This is a genomic window from Hymenobacter sp. BT18 (genome assembly GCF_012273015.1).
GTDB classification, from domain to species: domain Bacteria; phylum Bacteroidota; class Bacteroidia; order Cytophagales; family Hymenobacteraceae; genus Hymenobacter; species Hymenobacter lutimineralis.
In genome coordinates this window covers 422,484-443,912 of sequence record NZ_CP050954.1, presented here as the reverse complement: position 1 = coordinate 443,912, position 21,429 = coordinate 422,484, and the positions used below count along the sequence as shown (strand labels likewise).

Genomic DNA, 21,429 nt, shown 5'->3' with positions numbered 1-21,429 from the left:
TTTGTAAGGAAGATAGGTCGCTGCACTGGGAGCGGCCGCTCACTTGTATTGCCCAGCCGCACCCTTCAGTTCCTGACTCCCATGCAACACCCCCAACGAAGCGTCGTGCCGCCACTGGCTATTATCGGGGCGCTGTTCTTTATTTTCGGTTTCATCACCTGGCTCAATGGCACGCTCATTCCGTTTCTGAAACTGGCCTGTGAGCTAACCTACGCACAGGCCCTGCTCGTAACGTTTGCCTTCTACATTGCCTACGTCTTTCTGGCTTTTCCCTCGGCGCTGATTCTGCAGAAAACCGGTTTGCGAAACGGAATGGCCCTTGGGTTGGTGGTCATGGCAGCCGGAGCACTGGTGTTTGTGCCAGCGGCCGGGGCGCGCTCATTCAGCCTTTTTCTGCTCGGGCTTTTCGTGCAGGGTGCCGGTTTGGCTCTGCTGCAAACCGCTTCCAACCCGTATGCCAGCATTCTGGGGCCGCTGGAAAGCGCGGCCCGGCGCATTAGCATTATGGGAATTTGCAGCAAGGTAGCCGGCGCCCTGAGCCCGGTGATTATTGGGGCCGTAGTGCTGAAAGGCGCTACGGCGCTGGAAAACCAGCTAGCGGCGACAACTTCGCCAGCAGCCAAAGCCGAACTGCTCCAGCAACTGGCTAGCCGCGTGGTGGGGCCCTACCTGATTATGGCGGCCGTGCTGGTGGTACTCGCCGGGCTAATTCGCCTTTCGCGCTTACCCGAAATCAATTTGCAACCGGAAGAAGCGTCGGCCGGCCCTGGGGAACCAGCGCAGCGCATCTGGCAGTTCCCGCATTTGCTGCTGGGCGTTTTAGCCATTTTCTGCTGCGTAGGGGTGGAAGTTATTGCCGGCGACACCATCACGCAGTATGGCCGGGCCCAGGGCATCAGCCTGGATGTAGCGCGCAACTTCACGTCTATGACGCTGATAGCCATGCTGGTAGGTTACTTCGTCGGCGTCTGGCTGATTCCCCGCCGGCTGAATCAGCAGACCGCGCTTAGCCTCTGCGCCCTGCTGGGGATGGTGTTCACGCTGGGCATCGTGTTTACTGCGGGCTATACGTCGGTGCTGCTGGTGGCGCTGCTGGGGTTGGCTAACTCGCTGATGTGGCCCGCAATTTTTCCGCTGGGTATTAAAGGGCTGGGGGCGCTAACTGAGCGAGGCTCGGCCCTGCTTATCATGGGCATTGGGGGCGGAGCGGTGCTGCCCTATGGCTACGGCAAGCTCAGCGAACTGCTGGGCCTGCAGCACGCTTACCTAATGCTGATTCCCTGCTACGGCTACATACTGTTCTTTGGATTGAAAGGCCACGCCTACCAGCCCAAAGCAATAAAACGGGTGACATACGCTGTAAGCTAACCAAGCCCGGGCACCAAGAAGGCCCTTACATAGGGTCTGGCAATGAATCATGGTAAATTACCATTTGGGTAGTTTGCGGAAGCTACTGGCTACTTATCCGGGGAGACAAAGGACCGGAAAATAGTATTATTGTACTATTTAGGAAATAAATATTTGTGTGTGCGGACACGGTGTCCAAAAAAAACGCGTGTGCGCACACATTTTTTTTTGTCAGACGCTTGCTTTGTGAAATATAGAGCGTTAAGTTTGGATTAATAGAAGCTCCGAATGTTGGAAATGCCTGTTTCGGCTTCCGAAATAAGTAGGCGCTGAGAGTAGCAGCCTTAGGCATATCCTAAAAAATGCTTGTGTACGAAGAAGCCACTTTCTGGCTCTTGAATAGCGAATCTTCCCTCGCCACACCGCACTTCAGCAAATTCTGAGCACCCAGAATCTGCTCTATAGATCTTCCCTGTTTCCTTTTTTCGCTTGGGTTTCGGCTCTGCTTTTGGCAGGCTACGGCCTGGTATAATCGTGGCTTTCGTTGGGATATTTCCCAGCTGAGAAGGCTGGTTGCATACCTGCTATTGCGTGCTTAACCAGTGTGTAGTAGGCGTATGGCAGCAGCTGAGCACGAGTAGGCTCACTCCCCGAGAAAAGGCTTTGGTTGCCGGTTACGGCTGGTTGCGCGTGTGTTTGAAATGCTGCTTTGTCATTGTTCTCTCACCTTTTCTCCTACCAAACCCCTTCAAGGCTATGAAAAGATTTACCTGGCTTACATTTTTGCTGCTACTAAGCCTGCATGGCTTGGGATACGCGCAAGTAACCATATCCGGTAAGGTAACCGACTCCCAAGGCAGTGCGCTGCCCGGAGTAACGGTACTCGCCCGCGGTACAAACCAAGGAACCAGCACTAACTCCGATGGAGGCTATACGCTGGCCGTAGCCGACACAGCGTCCTTGGTCTTTTCCTCTATTGGATACAACCCGCAAACGGTTGCAGTTCGCGGCCGAACAACCATTAACATCACCCTCAGTGAAAATGTGCAGGCCTTGGGTGAGGTTGTAGTAACAGCGTTGAACGTGGCCCGGGAGCGGAAAACACTGGGTTACTCCGTTACGGAAATCCAGGGTACTTCGCTCACCCAGGCCCGGGAAATCAACGTAACCAACTCCCTGGTGGGGAAAGTGGCTGGTTTGAACGTCAACTCCACCTCCGGCGGGGCGGGCTCGTCGAGCAACGTTATCATTCGGGGCGTATCCAGCCTAAGCCAGACCAATCAGCCGCTCTACGTCATCAATGGTATACCCGTGGAAAGCCAGCCTAGCTCGGCCAACACCGGCAGCCGCTGGGACAACTCGCCTGACCTGGGTGACGCCATTTCCAACATCAACCCCGACGATATCGAGTCTATTTCGGTCTTGAAGGGGGCTGCAGCTTCGGCTCTGTACGGCTACCGCGCCAAGGCCGGGGTTATTCTCATCACCACCAAAAGCGCCAAAGGCAACGATGGGGTGGAGTTCAACAGCAACTACGTAGCCGAGAAAGTCTACACCCTCACCGACTGGCAGTACGTGTACGGCCAAGGCGCCAACAACCAAAAGCCTACTACGGCTACTGGCGCCGCGCAGGTGGGCAACTCCAGCTGGGGCGGCAAGCTCGATGGCTCCAGTGTGGTGCAGTTCGATGGTACCTCACGACCCTACGTGGCCCAGAAAGACAACGTGAAGAATTTCTACCGCACGGGTAGCAGCTGGACCAACACCCTGGCCTTCAATAAAAGCTTCACAGGTGGTTCGGTCCGCCTTTCGGCCAGCAACCTGACCAATAAAGGCGTAGTGCCCAACTCCGGCCTCGACCGGCAGACCTTCAACCTGGCTGGCACGTTTGAGCCCTTCAAGCGGCTGACGATTGACGCCCGCGCCAACTATATCCTGGAGCAGGCAAAAAACCGCGCCATCCTGGCCGACGGGGCCGGCAACGCCAACTTCAACGTGCTGTTTCTGCCCACCAGCCTGGACGTGCGCAGCCTGTCGGCGGGCACCAACCCCGATGGCTCGGAGCTGATGTACAACACGGGCAACCCTTACAACACGAACCCTTACTTCGCCGCCAACAAGTTTGTGAACGATACGGAGCGTGACCGGCTGCTCTCATCAGTAAATGCACGTTATACGTTCGATAATGGCCTCTTTCTGCAAGGTCGTGTTGGGCGAGATGGGTATACAAACCGCTTCACTAGTGTAACGCCCTCGGGCACGGCTTACCTGCCTACCGGCCGCATTACGGAAGTAACAACGCGGTTTTCGGATCTGAACACCGATGGTCTGGTGGGAAAGAGCTTTGAGTTTGGGTCTAACTTCACATTTGCTCCTAATCTGGGTGCCAGCTACCGCCGCATTAAGACGGAAGCATTCCAGAATATTGGTAACGACTTAGCTGTATTTGGGCTTAACAATATTAACAATGCCAAAAATAAGTCCAGCCAAATGTTCCCAACCGACCAGGAAATCCAATCCGTGTATGGTTCGTTGGACCTCTCCTATAAGGAATATCTGTTTTTGACCGGTACGTTGCGCCGTGACTGGTTCTCAACGCTGGCCGGCCCTAGTTCTACAGCCAATCAGGAGTTGGGTATTACCTATCCGGGCGTAAGTGGGTCATTTGTCTTCTCCGAGTTGTGGCGGCCTGAATTCTTAGCCTTTGGTAAACTACGGGCAGGCTACTCGCGTGTGGGTCAAGCTACTTTACCTTACCAGACGCAGTTGAACTACGCTTTCTTGCCTGTAGGGCTTAATGGCAATCCATTAGGTACAATTGAAAACGTCAATATTCCAAACAGCAACTTAAAAGCTTCTAGTGCGACAGAATTTGAAATCGGAACCGAACTGGCTGTTGCCCAGAACCGCGTACGGTTAGATCTGACGTTCTACAAGAAGAACTCTGATAAGGAAATTGTATTCACGCCGGCTTCTATTACTTCGGGCTACCAGGGGGCCGTGCTGAATGCCGGTAAAATGGAGAACAAGGGCGTGGAAATGCTGCTAACGGTGCAGCCGGTGAAAACGGCCGCCTTCTCCTGGACGTCCTCCTTCAATGCGGCCTACAACAAAAACACGGTGCTTTCCCTGGCTGCCGGCCAGGAGCAGTCGGTGTATGCCACTTCCCGCTCCAATGCCGGTTTCCTGGGGCAGATTGTCGACAAGCCCTTCGGCCAGGTAATGGCCTACGACAACAAGTACAACGCCGACGGCACCATTGCCCTGACGCCTAATGGCGTGCCCGCCCGCGGCGACCTGAGAGCCTTTGGCTCGGCCTTCCATCCCTGGACCGGCGGCTGGAGCAATGACTTCACCTTTGCGGGCTTCAACTTCGGGGTATTAGTTGATGGCAAGTTTGGCGGTAAGATATTCTCGGCCACCGACTACTACGGCACCGTTTTCGGGCTGCGTAAGCAAACGCTGGTGAACCGCGAAGGCACCTTCGGCTCCGATAACCTCGACGCGGCTACCTACTACAGCACCCTAGCCGACAACGTGTCCAAGGAGTTTGTGCAGAACGCCAGCTTTATCAAGCTCCGCCAGGTGACGCTGGGCTACTCGTTCCCCACCAAGCTGCTGGGCAGCAAAGTACAGCGCCTCACCCTGAGTTTGGTGGCCCGCAACCTGGCCATCCTGATGCGCAAAACCGACAACATCGACCCCGAAAGCAGCTACAACGCCTTCACGCAGGGCCTGGAGCTGGGCGGCATTCCGCCGGTCCGCACGTTCGGCCTGAACCTGAACGCCAAATTCTAAGGATTTCCCCCTGGTTTATTTCAACCTGTCCGTCATGAAAAGCACCCTCGCTAAATACACTGCCTTAAGCTTCCTCGGCCTGCTGCTGGCTACCAGCTGTACCGATGACTTCGAAGACATCAACACCAACCCCTCCACCTACAGCCAGGCCAACTTCAACCCCAACTACCTGCTCACGACCTCCCAGCTGGGCTATACCGGCAGCACCGACTTTGCCTACGACACCTGGCGGGCCAACCTGATTTACTCCTCCACGCTGGTGCAGGGCCTCTCTACGGTAGTAAGCTATTGGGCCGGGGATAAATACCTGCTCAACGAAGGCTACACCGCGGCTTACTGGGGCGGCACTACCGTGGGCGCCTACGTGGAGCAGGTGAAGCCCATAACTGACCTGGTAGAGTCGACCCGCGGCAAGGACAAGTATAAAAACCTGCACCAAGTAGGCCGGATCATGCGCGCCCTCATTATGGAGCGCATCACCGACCTCTACGGCGACGTACCCTACAGCGAGGCGGGCATGGGCTACTACAAAGGCATTATCACGCCCAAATACGACAAGCAGCAGGATATTTATAACGACCTGCTGAAGGAAGTAGAGGAGGCTACGGCCGCCCTCGACCCCGGCGCCGACATTCCCTCGGGCGACGTGTTCTACAAAGGCAACATCGCGCAGTGGCAGCGCCTGGGCAATACCTTGCTACTGCGCATGGCCATGCGCCTGACGAAAGTAGACCCCGAGAAAGCCAAAGCCTACGCCACCAAAGTGCAGGGCAAAACCCTGCAAAGTAACGCCGACAATGCCTACGTGGTGCACGACATAGGAGGGGCCCGCGTAACGCAGAACCGCAACAGCCAGGTGCTTCTCGGCGACGGGGGGCAGGAAAACTACTACGTGAAGTGGTCGAAAACCTTCATTGACGAGTTGAAGAGCACCAACGACCCGCGCCTGTCCAAAGTAGCCGTTACCCAGCTCTACCTCACCGACGTAACCAAGGAGCAGAATGCTGCTGCTGTTTCCACGGCCTCGGAGCAGAAGGGCATGCCCAATGGCAAGGACCTGAGCGGGCGCGCAACCTATGACATTTCGGCCGACCCCACCTTCACTAAGTTTACGGACTACTCTTCGCCTAACCCCGGCATGATCAAGCGCGACGGCCCAACGTTCGTGCTAACGTACGCGGAATCGGAGCTGCTACTGGCCGAAGCGGCCCAGCGCTGGGGCCTGGGCAGTGCCCAGGAGCACTACAACGCCGGCGTAACGGCTGCCATGACCTACCTCACGCAGTACGACGCGAAGCTGGCCGTAGACCCTACTGAGGCAGCAAACTACCTCACGGCTCACCCCTATGAGGCTGGCAACGGGCTGGAGATGATAAACACCCAGTACTGGCTGCACACCAACACCATGTTTGACTTCTACGAGTCGTGGGCCAACTGGCGCCGCAGCGGCTACCCCGAGTTGACGCCGGTGGTGTACCCCAACAACGCCACCAACGGCCAGATTCCACGTCGCTTCCCGTACCCCACTTCGGAAATCACCAGCAACCCCGCCAACTATAAGGCGGCCAGCACTGCCGTGCCAGGTGGCGACAACCTGATTGGCCGGGTGTGGTGGGATAAGTAACCGTTCTGCCTTCTGAGCTATGCAGGCAAGCGGCGCTGCTGCTGCAACAGCAGCGCCGCTTGAGGCGGCGGCTGAGTGACCGTAGCCCTCCTGCTTTACACCAAAAGAATATCATGCTGGGCGCAGCCGGGGTTTCCTGGCCGGCGGTAAGGTAAGGGGTACGTTCCGCGAAATGGGGATTTCGCGGAGGCCGGCCTCGGAGACACTACCCGGCTGTGCTTGGCATGATGCGTTACCGCCCCTACTTTTTCCTTACTTGTTTCCTTTTACCCCAACCCACCCTTTATGCGCTTCAACATTTCCTGTACCAGCTGGCTCAGCGGCATCCTCGCCCTTCAGATTTTCCTGGGTGCCCCGGTTCAGGCTCAGCTGGCGGAAGTTCCGGTCCAAAGTTTGGGCCTGGTGCCGATGCCCCGTGAGGTGAAGGCCTACGCTGCTACCTACAGCCTACCCCAGAAAGTAAGCATCTACGCGACGGGCAAGGAAGCGCTGAACGTGGCTGGGTTGCTGAAGGACATGCTCACGAGTGCAGGCAAAACGGTAACCCTTACTACCAATAAGGCAGGAGCCCACATTGCCCTAACAACGACGCCCGGATTAGTACCCGAGGGCTACCAGCTGAACGTAGATAAAGCCGGAGTGCGCATTGCGGCCGCCGGTGGGCCGGGGCTGTTCTACGGCGCCCAAACTTTTCTGCAGCTGCTACCGGCGCGGCCCGCAGCCACTGCCAATGTGCCCTACGTGCGCATCACCGATGAGCCGGCCTTCCGCTGGCGTGGAGCCATGCTCGACGTAAGCCGGCACTTCTTCCCGGTATCATTTGTGAAGAAATACATCGACTTTCTGGCTACTTATAAGCTTAATACCTTTCACTGGCACCTGACCGACGACCAAGGCTGGCGCATCGAAATCAAGAAATACCCCAAGCTCACGCAGGTAAGCGCCTTCCGCAAGGAAACGCTTATCGGTGCTCAGCAGCTGTTTAAGACTCCCGCCGAGTTCAAGTACGACGCCACGCCCTACGGCGGCTTCTACACCCAGGAGCAGATCCGCGACGTGGTGGCCTACGCCCAGAAACGCTACGTAACCATTGTGCCGGAAATTGAGATGCCAGGCCACTCGGTAGCCATCCTGGCGGCATATCCCGAGCTGGCCTGCAAGCCCGGACCCTACGAAACCTGGACGATGTGGGGCGTGAACGAAGACATTGTATGCCCCACCGAGCCTACGTTTCGCTTTTTTGAGGACGTGCTGGCGGAAGTGGTAACACTGTTTCCCGGTCCCTACGTGCATATCGGCGGCGACGAAGCGCCCAAAACCCGTTGGAAGGAAAGCCCGGCTGTGCAGGAAATCATGAAGAAGGAGGGCTTTACGGATGTAGAAAAGGTGCAGGGCTGGTTTAACCGCCGCATCGAGAAGTTCCTGGCCAGCAAGGGCAAAAAGCTCATCGGCTGGGACGAAATCCTGGAAGGCGGCATTGCGCCCAGCGCCACCGTGATGAGCTGGCGAGGCGAAAAAGGCGGGATTGAAGCCGCCAAAATGGGCCACGACGTGGTCATGTCACCCACCACCCATTTGTACATCAACTACGGGCATAGCCCGCAGCCCCACAGCCCCTACGAGCCGCTGATGATTGGGGGCTACATCCCGCTGGACGTCATCTACAACTACAACCCGCTGCCCAAGGAACTCACGCCCGAGCAGCAGAAGCACGTGCTGGGGCCCCAGGCCAACATGTGGACCGAGTACATTACCACGCCGGCCGCCGCCGAGTACATGCTGTTTCCGCGCCTGCTGGCCGTTTCGGAGGTAGCGTGGCGGCCCGCGGCCCGCAAAAGCTACGCCGATTTCCTCCCGCGCATGGGCCAGCAGTTTGCCCGCCTCGACGCCAAGAAAGTCAACTACCGCGTGCCCGAGCCCCTGGGTCTCGACAGCGCCAGCGTGGTGAAGCAGGGCGACAAAGCCCTGCTCACGCTCCGCACGCTGGTGCCCGGCGCCCAGATCCGCTACACCCTCGACGGCCACCTGCCCGACGAAACCACCAAGCTCTACACCAAGCCCCTGGCCGTGCCGCTCAATAAGCGCCTGCTGGTGCGGGCGGTTACCGTCACGCCCAACGGGCGCAAAAGCCCACCCGCCGAGTTGCTAATCAAGTAGCTAGTGGCTCATAACCGCTAGCTGCCGTGCACTTACAATTCTTTCGTTCACCGTCCGCCTTTTCCACAACCGCTTTACCTCAGCGCTAACGCCCAACGTTGTTAGCCCGCGGCTCCCATAGTCGCCCCGCACCCCCTTTGCATCTTTCCCGGTTGCCTCCCCGATACCGCTTCCATGCGGTATCCCGGCATTCTGTTGCCCTTCCGCAACCGGCCCACTCACGCGTAATTGCTCAGTGTGACAGCAAAGGGGAAACTCCCGCCGCCTGCCTTCACTGCTGCTGAACTTTTTGGTTTCACCATTAACCAATTCACAGCTATGAAACACCTTTCCTTGCTTCTGCACGCAGAAGCCCGGCGCCGCCTTTTAGCTGCCCGCGTCAAAAAAAAGCGCCTGCTCTCGTTGCTGGCCCTGCTACTCGTGCTGCTGCCCGGCCCTAGTCCGGCCCAGGTGAGTCCCCCGGTGCTCAAGAAGCGCACCGACCACAACAAGCAGATTATTGGCTACCTCACGCAGTGGGGACCGTGGAAGGATATTCCGGGCCTGATTCCCAAAGGCAGCCTCAACCAGCTGAACGTGGACTACTCCCAGTACACGATGCTGAACTTCTCCTTTTTTGGGGTAGCAGTGGATGGCTCCATTCACAGCGGCGACTACCGCAACGCCAATATTGCCCAGCCCGGGGCCGTGCAGCAGCCCGCCCCGCTGGTAAACACCGATACCTACAGCAGCTGGGACCTGTACCTGCTGCAGGGCGAGCTGGACCTCATCCAGTACATTTCCGATGGCAGCTACGCCTACTCCCTGGGCTACCGCAACGCCGCCGGGGGCTGGTCGAACGTAAACACCGGCGCTACGGGCACGTTTCCGCTGGCCATCCACAAGCAAAACGGCAAGCTGGGGCTGATTGATCTGGCCCACCAGCAAGGCGTGAAGGTGATGGCCTCCATTGGGGGCTGGAGCATGAGCAAGCACTTTGGTGAAATGGCCGCCGATCCGGCCAAGCGGGCCCGCTTCGTGAGCGACTGCCAGAAGCTGATTGCCCTGGGTTTCGATGGCATCGACCTGGACTGGGAATACCCCGGGCAGGCCGGCATGAACTTCACGGGTCAGCCCCAGGACTACCCCAACTTCGCTGTGCTGGTGGAGGATATTCGGGCCGCTATTGGCCCCGGTAAGCTCATCACGGCGGCTTTTTCGGCGGTGCCTTCCAAGTTTGTGCAGTTCGACTGGGCGCGCCTGAGCCGCTCGATGGACTACTTCAACTTCATGACCTACGACTACAATGGCGGCTGGTCGAACAAGGCCGGGCACAACTCGCCGCTGTATGATTATCCCAATGCCGAGTACGCCAGCTTCTCCCTGGCTGCTACCACCCAGGGCATCAAAGCCGCCGGTATTCCACTGAATAAGGTGAACCTGGGCGTGGCCTTTTACGGCCGCGGCGTAGTAACCAACGGCCCGGCCGCCCTGAACGCGCCCACCGTAAAGCGCGCCGAAACCGTGAGCCCCGACGGCCCGGTGATGACCAGCGCCGACTTCGCCAACTGGCCTAAAGATGTGTGGGACGGCACGCCCAACTACCAAGCCATTGTGGCTCAAACGGCTAGCTGGACGGAGTACTGGGACGATAACGCGAAAGTGCCCTACAAAACCAATGGTACTTACTTTCTGAGCTACGACAACGAGCGGTCAGTAGGGTTGAAGGCCCAGTATGTGAAGGACCAGCAGCTGGCCGGCGTCATCGTCTGGACAGCCAGCGGCGACTGGCTGGACTTGGCCGTAAACCCGGTGACCTACGGCGGCAAGCTCGTGTACAGCGCCAGCACCAAAGCCCCGCTGGTAAACAAGCTAAACGAAGTATTTGCCTCCGGTACAACAACAAACACACCACCGACGGTGAGTTTGACTTCGCCGGCGAGTGGGGCTACGTTTACGGCACCGGCCAGTATCACCCTCAATGCTACGGCCGCTGACGCCAACGGCACGGTCAACTCCGTAGCGTTCTACAATGGCACCGCGCTGCTGGGCACCGACACGTCTTCGCCTTATTCTTACAGCTGGACGGGCGTGGCCGCGGGCACGTATTCGCTCACCGCTAAAGCCACGGACAACCAAGGAGCGGTAACAACTTCCGGGGCCGTGAGCGTGACGGTAACGGGCACGACGCCCGGGGCCCAAGCCATACCGGGCAAGATTGAAGCCGAAGCTTACACCGCGCAGCAGGGCACGGACAAGGAAACGACCACCGACACGGGCGGGGGCCAGAACGTAGACTGGTACGAGACCGGCGACTGGCTCGACTATTACGTGAATGTGGCTACGGCCGGCACCTACAAGCTGGAGCTGCGGGTAGCCTCAGCCAACGGCGGAGCCACGCTGCAGCTGCGCACCAGTGCCGGCACGGTCTTGGGCTCCGTGAACGTGGGCAACACGGGCGGCTGGCAGAACTGGCAGACGCTGAGCGCGAACGTGAGCTTGCCGGCCGGTACGCAGACCCTGCGCCTGTATGCCGCGGCCTCGACGGGCACGAACGTGAACTGGCTCACCTTCTCGACGGTAACGACGAGCACCAACACCCCGCCCACAGTGAGCGTGACCTCGCCCACGAGCGGCGCTAGCTTCACGGCACCGGCTTCCATTGCGATTAATGCCAACGCGGCGGATGCCAATGGCACGGTGAGCAAGGTGGAGTTCTTCCAGGGCGCCACGAAGCTGGGCGAGGACCTGACCAGCCCCTACAGCTACAGCTGGAGTGGCGTGGCTGCGGGCACCTATTCTATTACCGCTCGGGCCACTGATAATGCCGGCGCTGTGACGACTTCTTCGGCTGTGAGTGTAACGGTCACCAGCGGCACGGGCACGTGCAGTGTGGCAGCGTGGACGGCCACGGGGGTGTATACGGTGGGCATGCAGGCCAGCCGGGGGGGCAATGTGTACCAGGCCAAGTGGTGGACCCAGAACGAAGACCCGCTCACGCAGAGCTGCCAGTACTGCGCCTGGCAGCTCGTCGGCCCCTGCGCCGGCGCCCGCACCATCACCGCTACCACCGCTAAGTCGGACGAGGCATTGAAAGTATATCCGAACCCGTTGGTAAACGGCGAACAGCTGACAGTGGAGTTGGGCGCCACTTACGAACACGTGGAGCTGGTGCTGCTGGACCTGATGGGCCGCCGCAGTCACCGCGCTTCTTACGAGCACGTCCGCGCTATCACGCTCCGCCTGCCCAGCCTGCCCAACGGGGTGTTCCTGCTGCAGGTGCAGGCCGATGGCCGGACGTTCACGAAGCGGCTCAGCAAGCAATAATCACGCATGGGGGAGTTCCGGATGGGGCTCCCCTTATTTTTTTCTTCCACCACTTCCTTCTACCGTTATGAACACAACCAAACGCCTGCCGCTTCGGCGGCTGATGCCCCCGCGTGCCCGTGCCTGGAGCTTTTTCCTGGCTTCCCTATGCGCCCTGATGTGTCTTAGCTTCGTGTCACTGGCCCAGAGCCGCGTAATTGTGGGTTATTTCCACAACTGGAACAACGCCATGGCCCCCTACATCCGCCTGCGCGATGTGGATTCGCGCTACAACGTCATCAACATTTCGTTTGCCGTGCCCGTGGCCTACGGGGACATGACCATGACTTTTGCGCCGGTCATGCAATCCAAAGCCGAGTTCATTGCCGACATGCGCACCCTGCAAAGCCAGGGCCGCCGGGTGCAGATTTCCATAGGCGGGGCCGATGCGCCCGTGGAACTGAACACCACCGCCGACAAGGACAAGTTTGTGACGTCCATGAAAGCCATCATCACCGAGTACGGCTTCGATGGGTTTGACATTGACCTGGAAGGCACCTCAGTGATTCTCAACTCCGGCGACACAAACTTTAAAAGCTCCACCACGCCCAAGATCAACAACCTGGTTACGGCGGCCCGGGAACTGACTACGTTTTTTCGCGGACAGGGCAAGGACTTCTGGCTGACCTCGGCCCCAGAAGTGCAGTACGTGCAGGGCGGCTACGGCAACTACGGTACAGCTTTTGGAGGCTACTTACCCATCCTGTACGGGCTGCGCGACCTGCTCACGTTCGTGCACGTGCAGTACTACAACACCGGCTCCCAGAACGCGCTGGATGATAAAATCTACTCCCAGGGCACGGCCGATTTCATCGTGTCCATGACGGATATGCTGCTCAAGGGCTTCCCGGTGGCCCGCAACTCCGATAACTTTTTCCCCGCCCTACGGCAGGATCAGGTGGCTTTCGGGCTGCCAGCAACCGGCAACGGAGCTGCCCCTGCCGGGGGCTACGTAACGCCGGCCGATGTCACCAAAGCCTTGAACTACCTGGTGAAGGGCATCAGCTACGGCGGACAGTACGTGCTCAATTCTACCTACCCCAATCTGCGGGGCATTATGACGTGGTCCGTCAACTGGGACAATACCCAGGGTAACCCATTTGCCACCAACGCTTACAACTTCTTCAGCACCCTGGGCAATACTACGAATACACCACCGACGGTAAGTGTGACCTCGCCGGCTGCTGGGGCGAGCTTTACGGCGCCGGCCAGCATCACGATTAATGCGAATGCAGCAGATGCCAATGGCACCGTGAGCTCCGTAGCGTTCTATAATGGCACGACCCTGCTCGGTACGGATACGTCTTCGCCTTACTCCTACACCTGGACGGGCGTGGCCGCGGGCACGTATTCGCTCACCGCTAAAGCCACGGACAACCAAGGAGCGGTAACAACTTCCGGGGCCGTGAGCGTGACGGTAACGGGCACGACGCCCGTGGCCCAAGCCATACCGGGCAAGATTGAAGCCGAAGCTTACACCGCGCAGCAGGGCACGGACAAGGAAACGACCACCGACACGGGCGGGGGCCAGAACGTAGACTGGTACGAGACCGGCGACTGGCTCGACTATTACGTGAATGTGGCTACGGCCGGCACCTACAAGCTGGAGCTGCGGGTAGCCTCAGCCAACGGCGGAGCCACGCTGCAGCTGCGCACCAGTGCCGGCACGGTCTTGGGCTCCGTGAACGTGGGCAACACGGGCGGCTGGCAGAACTGGCAGACGCTGAGCGCGAACGTGAGCTTGCCGGCCGGTACGCAGACCCTGCGCCTGTATGCCGCGGCCTCGACGGGCACGAACGTGAACTGGCTCACCTTCTCGACGGTAACGACGAGCACCAACACCCCGCCCACAGTGAGCGTGACCTCGCCCACGAGCGGCGCTAGCTTCACGGCACCGGCTTCCATTGCGATTAATGCCAACGCGGCGGATGCCAATGGCACGGTGAGCAAGGTGGAGTTCTTCCAGGGCGCCACGAAGCTGGGCGAGGACCTGACCAGCCCCTACAGCTACAGCTGGAGTGGCGTGGCTGCGGGCACCTATTCTATTACCGCTCGGGCCACTGATAATGCCGGCGCTGTGACGACTTCTTCGGCTGTGAGTGTAACGGTCACCAGCGGCACGGGCACGTGCAGTGTGGCAGCGTGGACGGCCACGGGGGTGTATACGGTGGGCATGCAGGCCAGCCGGGGGGGCAATGTGTACCAGGCCAAGTGGTGGACCCAGAACGAAGACCCGCTCACGCAGAGCTGTCAGTACTGCGCCTGGCAGCTGGTGGGCCCCTGCACCGGCGCCCGTACCATAACTGCTACCACCAAACCCGCTCTGGGCGTTTCCATCTACCCCAATCCCACCCAGGGTGGCCGCCTGACGCTTGAGCTGGATGGCTATTACCCCGAGGTAACGGTGGAGGTAGTAAACACCAGCGGGCAGACATCAACGTATTCCTATAAAGGGGATAAGCGCCTGCAACTGGTGCTGCCCAATCTGCCGAAAGGGTTGCTGCTGCTGAAAGTAAAAGCTGGTGGCAGCACCTTCACCCAGAAAATCGTGAATAACTAACCAACTGTACATGCAAAAAAAGGGAGTCCTTTTGGGGCTCCCTTTTTTGTTCAAGTAGAGAAAATCCTGGTCCATTGCTGTAACTCAGGCTTAGTACTCGATTAATATGTTAAGAGCATCTATGCCTCTATTTTCTCAGCCTTGGTGCGTTTCTGCTTTACTTTCATCTTCTTCACTTTGCCTTCAGAGGCCGGGGAGGAGGATTCGGCGGTGCTGCCGACCAGCGTCATTTCCTTGACCAAGTGGCCGGCGCCGGCGAACTTGTCCACCACGAACAGCATGTAGCGCACGTCGAGGGTGATGTTGCGCACCCGGTCGGGGTCGTACATGATGTCGGACATCGTGCCCTCCCAGTTGCGGTCGAAGTTGGTGCCAATCAGCTCCCCGCGGCCATTGATGACGGGGGAGCCGCTGTTGCCGCCCGTGGTGTGGTTGGTGGCAATAAAGGCCACAGGCACGGTGCCCTTGTAGGCGTAGGGGCCGAAATCCTTGTTGCGGTAGAGCTCCGCCAGGCGGGCTGGCACCTCAAACTCGGGGTTGGTGGGGTCGGCTTTTTCCATGATGCCGTCGAGGGTGGTGTAGAACTCGTAGCGGGTGCCGTCGGCAGGCTGGTAGCCAGCTACTTGTCCGTAGGCCACGCGCAGGGTGGAGTTGGCATCGGGGTAGAACTTGCGCTGGGGCTGCTGCAGGCGCAAGCCCGCCACGTAGGTGCGCTGGAGCAGCGCAATATTTTCGGCGGCCTTATTATACGTAGGCAGCACCTGCTGGCGGTAAGTGGTGATGATGGCCGAGGCCAACTGCACGGCTGGGTCCTGGCGCAGGGCGTCGGCTTTGCCCTGGGCTACCTCGGCCAGCACGGCCTGGGCCCCGGCCTCCGAAGTCAGACGCGACTTTCCGTAGAGTTGGGCCACGTACCCGGCCCAGCTGGCTGGGGTGGTATGCTGCTGGCGCAAAGTCTGCACGGTGGGCGGCAGCAGGGCAGAAGGCGTGCCCTCGGCGTAGAGCGGGAGCAGGGCCGCGGCTACTTTCTGGTCGGTGGGGGCGCTGTAGTTGCGGAAGAAGCCGGTAGAGCCCTTCTGGGCTTTCTCCACAGCTGCCGTCAGCTCGGTGGGGGGGACTTTCTTGTCGATGAGGTCTAGCAGCGGCAGCAGGGAGTTGGCGTAGCTGAGCAACTCCATGCCCAAGGCGGCCTCGGTTACGTAGTCGCGGGCCAGGGTGTAGTCGCGGCCGGTGGCGTAGTGCTGTTGCAGCTCGGGCAGCAGACCCGCAAAGGCGGCTTTACGCGCGGCGTCGCCCCCTTCGGCCCACTGCTGAAACTGCTGTTCCTGCTGTTGCTTCACGCGCACGGCATCCAGCTTGCGCAGACCCCGGTTTTCACCTATCCATTTCTTCCAGTAGTTGGCCAAGCTGGCGTACTTGGCCGCGTATTGAATGCGTATTTTATCGGAGGCCTGCATATCGGCGGCCAGCACCTTCAGCTTGGCGTCGCGCACTTTTATTTTAGCCGGATTCGACACCGAATAGGTTTCATTTACGCCCCAGCTGGTGAGGTACTCGTTGGTGCGGCCCGGGAAGCCAAATACCAGGGTGAAGTCGCCAGGCTGCACGCCGGCCAGGGAAATGGGCAGGTGGTGGCGGGGCTTGAAGGGCTTATTTGCCGGGGAGTAGGGGGCCGGCCGGTTGTCGGGGCCGGCGTAGATGCGGAACAAGCTGAAGTCGCCGGTGTGGCGGGGCCAGGCCCAGTTGTCGGTGTCGCCACCGAACTTGCCGATGCTGCTCGGCGGCGCGCCCACCAGCCGCACGTCCTGAAATACTTCCGTAATGAACAGGTAGTACTCGTTACCGTTAAACATGGGCCGCACAAAGCTCTGATAGTGCGTGCCCTGCACTGCCGCCTGGCCCACGCGCTGCATGTTCTGCTGCACCAGCAGTTCGCGCTGGGCTTCCAGAATGCCGGTGCTAGGCACGCCGGTAAGCACCTGCGCCGTCACGTCTTCCATGCGCACAATGAAAGTGGCCGTGAGGCCGGGGTTGGGCAGTTCCTGCTCCCGCGACATGGCCCAGTAGCCGTTGGTGAGGTAGTCTTTTTCCACCGACGAATGGCTCTGAATCTGGCCGTAGCCGCAGTGGTGGTTGGTGAGCAGCAGCCCTTCGGCGCTGATGATTTCGCCGGTGCAGCCGCCGCCAAACTGCACCACGGCGTCTTTCAGGCTGCCCTGGTTGACGGAGTAAATCTGCTCGGCGGTGAGCTTGAGGCCTTTTTTCTGCATGTCGGCCTCGTTGAGCTGCTTGAGCAGCAGCGGCAGCCACATGCCCTCGTCGGCGCGGGCGTCGGAAAAGGCAGTGAAGAGCGTAAGGGCCAGCAGAGCCAGCCGGGTGCGAATGGGCATTGGGGACGTGAAAAGGGGAATGGGTGGAAAGCAGGCGGTAAAAATACGCAGAGAGCAGCTGGGTAATGGACTTTCCCGCAGTGTTTCGCGGAAAGGGGCAGTGTCTCGCCGGGTGATTCAACGCAAAGCGCCCGACCACTATTGGCCGGGCGCTTTGCGTTGTCTGTTTTTCGTTTTTGTGATTTGGACGAATGTCCTTGAAAACGAAAGATTAGTTTACGAATGGCCTAGCTCGGCCACGGCGGGGCCGTTCTGGGCGTTGGTATTCGAGGCTTTGGGGATGCGGGAAGCGGCCGGAATATCGTCTGCTTCCTCGGCGGCGTGGGTTTGTTCCCACTCCCGGAAGCGGGTGATTTCGCCCTGGAATTTCTCCACAAACCAGCTCAGCAAGGCCAGGTCGTCCAGAAAGCCTACCACCGGGATAAAGTCCGGCACCAAGTCCACGGGGGAGAGGGTGTAGAGCAGCACGCCCAGCGCCGAGACAATCGTGCCTGTCTCAATCTGCCGGTAGTCGCCGCTGATGTAGTTGCGCACAAGGCGCACCACGGTGCGGGCTACGTCGAATAGCTGCCTGAATTTGTTGTTGCCGCTGTCTTTGCTGGCCAGCTTGTTGGCAACTTCATTCAGTACCAGCACGGCCTTGAAGGGACGCCCCAGTAGTTTGCCGGCGCGATTAAGAAATACGCTGAACAGTGCGTTTTTGGAAATAGAAAGGCCTTTTTCAACCAGGGAAGCCATGCGTAAGGAAGTTAGGGATGAGCCCGGTGTACGTTTTAAGCTCGGCTGGTGTTGTGGGGCTAAGCATTCATCTTAGCCGGAAAGTGTCGTAAGCGCAAAAGAAACCGTGCCTCCGTACCTGCGCCCGGCCCTCATTCGAGCCGGACGAGCAACAGCCCTGACTACACTGGCAACTTCCGCTACCCGGCGGTGCCTTCGTTGGGGCCTTGATTGGCCAGCCCTTCCCGGAGAGCGGGAGTAGCTTCCCTGCCTCGGCAAAGCCAGGGTTTTTCGGCGCGAGCATTGAAAATTACGGCTTTCCTGTACTTTCGCTCCATGAGCACTCCACTTTCCCGTCCGGCCAGCAACGAGTACGCGCCGTACTACGAAACCTACGTTCGACTTGTCACCGATCCGCTGCAACAGTTGCGGGATCAGCTCGGTCAGTTGCGCCAGCTAGTACAAACCCTTTCCGACGAACAAGCCCGCTTGCGCTACGCCCCCGGCAAGTGGAGCATTAAGGAAAGTTTGGTCCATATTATGGATACGGAGCGTATTTTTGCCTACCGCGCCCTGCGCATCGCCCGGGGAGACACCACAGCTTTGCCTGGTTTTGAGCAGAACGACTACGTGCCGGCTTCCGCGGCCGATGCCCGTACCCTGGAAAGTATCCTGCATGAATACGATACGGTGCGGGCCGCTACGCTGTGCTTGCTGGAGTCGTTGCGCCCGGAAGACTTTGATCGTCTCGGTACTGCCAGCAACAATCCAGTGAGCGTGCGGGCCCTGGCATACATGCTAGCCGGCCACGAAGCGCATCACCTGCAAATATTGCGGGAGCGGTATCTGCCCCTATTGGCTTAAGAGAAGCAACTAGCGCCACACAACACGGGCGTATTCCCCCACGTTAAAACAGCATACACCTTCCTTTTCATTCCTACCACTATGGCCAAAGCGCAAGACGCCCGCAAAGAGAAAAAGAAAGAGTCGACGAAGACGGAAAAAGAGAAAAAAGCCGCAAAAGACGAGAAAAAAGCCGCCCGCGCCCGCAAGCAGGAATAGCCCCAAGAAGCCTGGGTATCGAAAGATACTCGGGCTGCTTTTTTATAAGCTGTTCTGAGCAAACCAATGCTCATCATCGGGGGCCGCCCTGCACATAAAACGTGAAAGCCCCTGATTTCTATGCTAGCGTCAGGGGCTTTCACGTTTTATGTGCAGAGTAAAGTTGTACCGGCTTGATTGCTTCAACGCTGGCTTGGTGCACTACATGCCCGTATATCACTAGTCGGTTTTCTTCTTCGCCGTTCCACTCACAGCGTATAATACACTTCTTTCTCCTTGTCGTGGTGCTTAATGTAGCCGTGCAGGGTAAGCTTGATGAGGGTGCGGAAGGCCCGGCGCTTCCCGATGTTGAGCAGCTTCATGTACTGGGAGAGCGTGATGCGCGGGTGCTGCCGCAAGTATTCTAGCACGGCTAGTTCCTCTTTGTTCAGTGGTAGCCTTTCCAGGCGGGGAGCTTCGGGCTCCTGGCGTTCCAAGGCTTTTTCGGTGAGCTGGCTAGTTTGCACGCTTTCGTCGCGCACGCGCACGTAGGCCCGCCAGTCGCCCTCCGCCACCTGGGCACGGTGCGGCTTGTGGGAGCTTTCGGGAACCGTTACCACCACCACCACCCGCGCATCTTCCTCAACTTCCCGAAACCGCAGGTGCAAAGGCGGATCGATGTAGTGCGCTGCGGCTTCGCGTAGCTGATACATTTCCTCTTCCGCATCGCGCACACCCACAATGCGGCCATCATCATCAACCCCAACCAACACCCGTCCGCCGTGCGTGTTGGCCAGCGACGCCAGGGTACGGGCAATGCGCGTGGGGTGCGTGGTCCGCTTCTTAAATTCCAGCCGTTCGCCTTCGCCCTGCCGAATCAGTTCCTGCAACTCTGTCATGGCTTGCAGCTACACATTAAGTATGAAGAATGGTACTTGAAGCTGACCCTTACTCGATTCCCGTCTCCTCGGCCGAAATGCGCCACAGTCGGTTGGCCTCAGCCCGGTTGCTGGCCCGCTCGGCGCAGCGGCCCGGCCGGCTGTTTTTAAAGTAACGGCCACTTACGCGGGCCACTTCCGGTGAGCTGGCCAGGTATACCGTAGTGCGGGCACCCCGCTCCGGCGTTACCATGATGGGCTTCGCCAGCCACCAGAGCGCCCGCATCAGTGGGGGCTTTTCTCCGTTTACCAAGTCGGTATTCACCACGCCCGGGTGCAGGCTGTTGGCCGTAATGGCCGTCAGGTCGAGGCGGTGAGCCAACTCATTTGTAAAAAGAATATTGGCCAGCTTGGAGTCGCAGTACGCCGTAATGCCGCTGTAGCGGCCGCGGGCGTTGCGCACTTCCCGGGAGGCTTCAATCTGCCCCAGCCAGTGCGCCTCCGACGCTACGTTGATGATGCGGCCTTGGGGCGCTGCCAGCAGCAGCGGGAGCAGGAGGTTGGTAAGCACAAAGGGCGCCAAATGATTGGTCACCCAGCTCAGCTCGTGGCCTTCGCTGGTGATGGTGTGCGGCCCGCCCATAATGCCGGCATTGTTAATTAACACGTCCAGCTGCGAGTGGCGGCGCGTTACTTCCTCGGCTAGCTCCTGTACCTGCGCCAGCAACGACAAATCAGCCACCAAGATTTCGGCGCTGCCGCCCATTGTGGCTCCGGCCTGTTGCACTTGCGCGAGCAGTGCTTCCAGCTTCAGCTGGTTGCGGCCTACCAAAAGCAGGTGGGCGCCGCGGCGGGCCAGTGCCAGGGCCGTAGCCGTGCCAAGGCCGCCCGTGGCGCCGGTTAGGAGCACGGTCTTGCCACGCATTGAAACTTCTGACGCAGGAACTGCCATACTAGGTACTTGCTCGTGAAAAAAGCCTGGCCAAGGCAGGCCAGGGGCAGGGCGCCCAGGTTTAAACGATAAAACCAGGCCCGGCCGTTGTAGTTTCTACGTCAAACCCGAGAAAACAAAAGTGCCGCCCGGGATGGGCGGCACTTTGGGTAGCACGCAGCAAGGTGCGGTGCTTAGAAAGGCAGGTCGTTGTCGTCGTCCGAGGCAATGGGGGCTGCCGGCTGGGCCCGCAGGTTCGGATTCTGATTGGCGGCTGGCCGGGGAGCAGCTTGCTGGTAGTTGCCTCCACCCTGAGGAGCAGCGGCTCCACCAGCGGCGGCATCAATTTTCCAGGCTTCCAGGTTCGTGAAGTACAGCATCTGGCCATTCTTGTTGAAGCCGCGGCCACGCAGGTTAAAGGTTACTTTAACCTCGTCGCCCACGCGGTACTGGTCGATGAGGGCCGTTTTATCCTGTACCAGTTGGAATTTGATATGCTCAGGGTACTGGCCATCTACAACCTCCAGCACGAATTCGCGCTTGCGGAATTTCTCGCTCACCTGCTGTTCGTCGAAGATTTCGTGCAGGCGGCCGGTAGCATCGTAAGCCATAAGAAAGAATAGTTTGGGGAAGTGAAAACA

General features: G+C 59.0%; 11 protein-coding genes and 1 pseudogene. 7 read left to right on the top strand and 5 right to left on the bottom strand.

Annotation, left to right across the window (positions count from 1 at the left end; translation table 11 throughout):
- Positions 1 to 81: 81 nt before the first annotated feature.
- The 6 genes from HER32_RS01900 to HER32_RS01875 all read left to right on the top strand — a co-directional run bounded on the left by HER32_RS01900 (position 82) and on the right by HER32_RS01875 (position 14,831).
- Positions 82 to 1,368, top strand: coding sequence for a sugar MFS transporter (locus tag HER32_RS01900; RefSeq protein ID WP_149069339.1), 1,287 nt, complete (start codon positions 82 to 84; stop codon positions 1,366 to 1,368).
- A gap of 735 nt (positions 1,369 to 2,103) precedes the next feature.
- Positions 2,104 to 5,145, top strand: coding sequence for a SusC/RagA family TonB-linked outer membrane protein (locus HER32_RS01895; protein ID WP_168680109.1), 3,042 nt, complete (start codon positions 2,104 to 2,106; stop codon positions 5,143 to 5,145).
- Between the two features lie 34 nt (positions 5,146 to 5,179).
- Positions 5,180 to 6,769 (top strand): SusD/RagB family nutrient-binding outer membrane lipoprotein, encoded by a 1,590-nt coding sequence (locus HER32_RS01890; RefSeq protein WP_149069341.1) that lies wholly within the window; start codon positions 5,180 to 5,182, stop codon positions 6,767 to 6,769.
- Between the two features lie 285 nt (positions 6,770 to 7,054).
- A complete protein-coding gene (locus HER32_RS01885; protein WP_168680101.1) occupies positions 7,055 to 8,926 on the top strand; it encodes a beta-N-acetylhexosaminidase in 1,872 nt (623 codons plus the stop codon).
- Positions 8,927 to 9,244: 318 nt separating this feature from the next.
- Positions 9,245 to 12,232, top strand: coding sequence for a glycosyl hydrolase family 18 protein (locus HER32_RS01880; RefSeq protein ID WP_168680099.1), 2,988 nt, complete (start codon positions 9,245 to 9,247; stop codon positions 12,230 to 12,232).
- A 67-nt stretch (positions 12,233 to 12,299) separates the two neighbouring features.
- Entirely contained in the window at positions 12,300 to 14,831 is a 2,532-nt protein-coding gene (locus tag HER32_RS01875) for an Ig-like domain-containing protein (protein ID WP_168680083.1), read from the top strand.
- Between the two features lie 119 nt (positions 14,832 to 14,950).
- Here HER32_RS01875 and HER32_RS01870 read toward each other — a convergent pair whose 3' ends face one another.
- Together HER32_RS01870 and HER32_RS20385 are read right to left on the bottom strand one after the other, a co-directional pair.
- A complete protein-coding gene (locus HER32_RS01870) occupies positions 14,951 to 17,221 on the bottom strand; it encodes a S46 family peptidase (RefSeq protein ID WP_168680081.1) in 2,271 nt (756 codons plus the stop codon).
- A gap of 384 nt (positions 17,222 to 17,605) precedes the next feature.
- A pseudogene (locus HER32_RS20385) lies at positions 17,606 to 17,704 on the bottom strand (YkvA family protein); the annotation flags it as partial.
- A gap of 570 nt (positions 17,705 to 18,274) precedes the next feature.
- On the opposite strand from HER32_RS20385, the gene HER32_RS01860 reads away from it, so the two are divergent.
- Positions 18,275 to 18,802, top strand: coding sequence for a DinB family protein (locus tag HER32_RS01860; RefSeq protein ID WP_149069346.1), 528 nt, complete (start codon positions 18,275 to 18,277; stop codon positions 18,800 to 18,802).
- Positions 18,803 to 19,248: 446 nt separating this feature from the next.
- Here the strand turns inward: HER32_RS01860 and HER32_RS01855 are convergent, their stop codons facing one another.
- From HER32_RS01855 to HER32_RS01845, 3 genes are all read right to left on the bottom strand, one after another.
- Positions 19,249 to 19,878, bottom strand: coding sequence for an RNA-binding domain-containing protein (locus tag HER32_RS01855; RefSeq protein ID WP_168680080.1), 630 nt, complete (start codon positions 19,876 to 19,878; stop codon positions 19,249 to 19,251).
- A 49-nt stretch (positions 19,879 to 19,927) separates the two neighbouring features.
- On the bottom strand, positions 19,928 to 20,782 hold the full coding sequence (locus HER32_RS01850) for an SDR family oxidoreductase (RefSeq protein WP_168680078.1): 855 nt from the start codon (positions 20,780 to 20,782) through the stop codon (positions 19,928 to 19,930).
- A gap of 200 nt (positions 20,783 to 20,982) precedes the next feature.
- Positions 20,983 to 21,399: a DUF3127 domain-containing protein gene (locus HER32_RS01845; RefSeq protein ID WP_149069349.1), complete on the bottom strand. Its 417-nt coding sequence runs from the start codon at positions 21,397 to 21,399 to the stop codon at positions 20,983 to 20,985.
- Between the last annotated feature and the right edge of the window lie 30 nt (positions 21,400 to 21,429).

What these genes read in the sequence shown, in the direction of transcription:
- HER32_RS01900 (WP_149069339.1), top strand. Translation starts at nt 82, where the DNA reads ATGCAACACCCCCAACGAAGCGTCGTGCCGCCACTGGCTATTATCGGG.
- HER32_RS01895 (WP_168680109.1), top strand. Translation starts at nt 2,104, where the DNA reads ATGAAAAGATTTACCTGGCTTACATTTTTGCTGCTACTAAGCCTGCAT.
- HER32_RS01890 (WP_149069341.1), top strand. Translation starts at nt 5,180, where the DNA reads ATGAAAAGCACCCTCGCTAAATACACTGCCTTAAGCTTCCTCGGCCTG.
- HER32_RS01885 (WP_168680101.1), top strand. Translation starts at nt 7,055, where the DNA reads ATGCGCTTCAACATTTCCTGTACCAGCTGGCTCAGCGGCATCCTCGCC.
- HER32_RS01880 (WP_168680099.1), top strand. Translation starts at nt 9,245, where the DNA reads ATGAAACACCTTTCCTTGCTTCTGCACGCAGAAGCCCGGCGCCGCCTT.
- HER32_RS01875 (WP_168680083.1), top strand. Translation starts at nt 12,300, where the DNA reads ATGAACACAACCAAACGCCTGCCGCTTCGGCGGCTGATGCCCCCGCGT.
- HER32_RS01870 (WP_168680081.1), bottom strand. Translation starts at nt 17,221, where the DNA reads ATGCCCATTCGCACCCGGCTGGCTCTGCTGGCCCTTACGCTCTTCACT.
- HER32_RS01860 (WP_149069346.1), top strand. Translation starts at nt 18,275, where the DNA reads ATGAGCACTCCACTTTCCCGTCCGGCCAGCAACGAGTACGCGCCGTAC.
- HER32_RS01855 (WP_168680080.1), bottom strand. Translation starts at nt 19,878, where the DNA reads ATGACAGAGTTGCAGGAACTGATTCGGCAGGGCGAAGGCGAACGGCTG.
- HER32_RS01850 (WP_168680078.1), bottom strand. Translation starts at nt 20,782, where the DNA reads ATGCGTGGCAAGACCGTGCTCCTAACCGGCGCCACGGGCGGCCTTGGC.
- HER32_RS01845 (WP_149069349.1), bottom strand. Translation starts at nt 21,399, where the DNA reads ATGGCTTACGATGCTACCGGCCGCCTGCACGAAATCTTCGACGAACAG.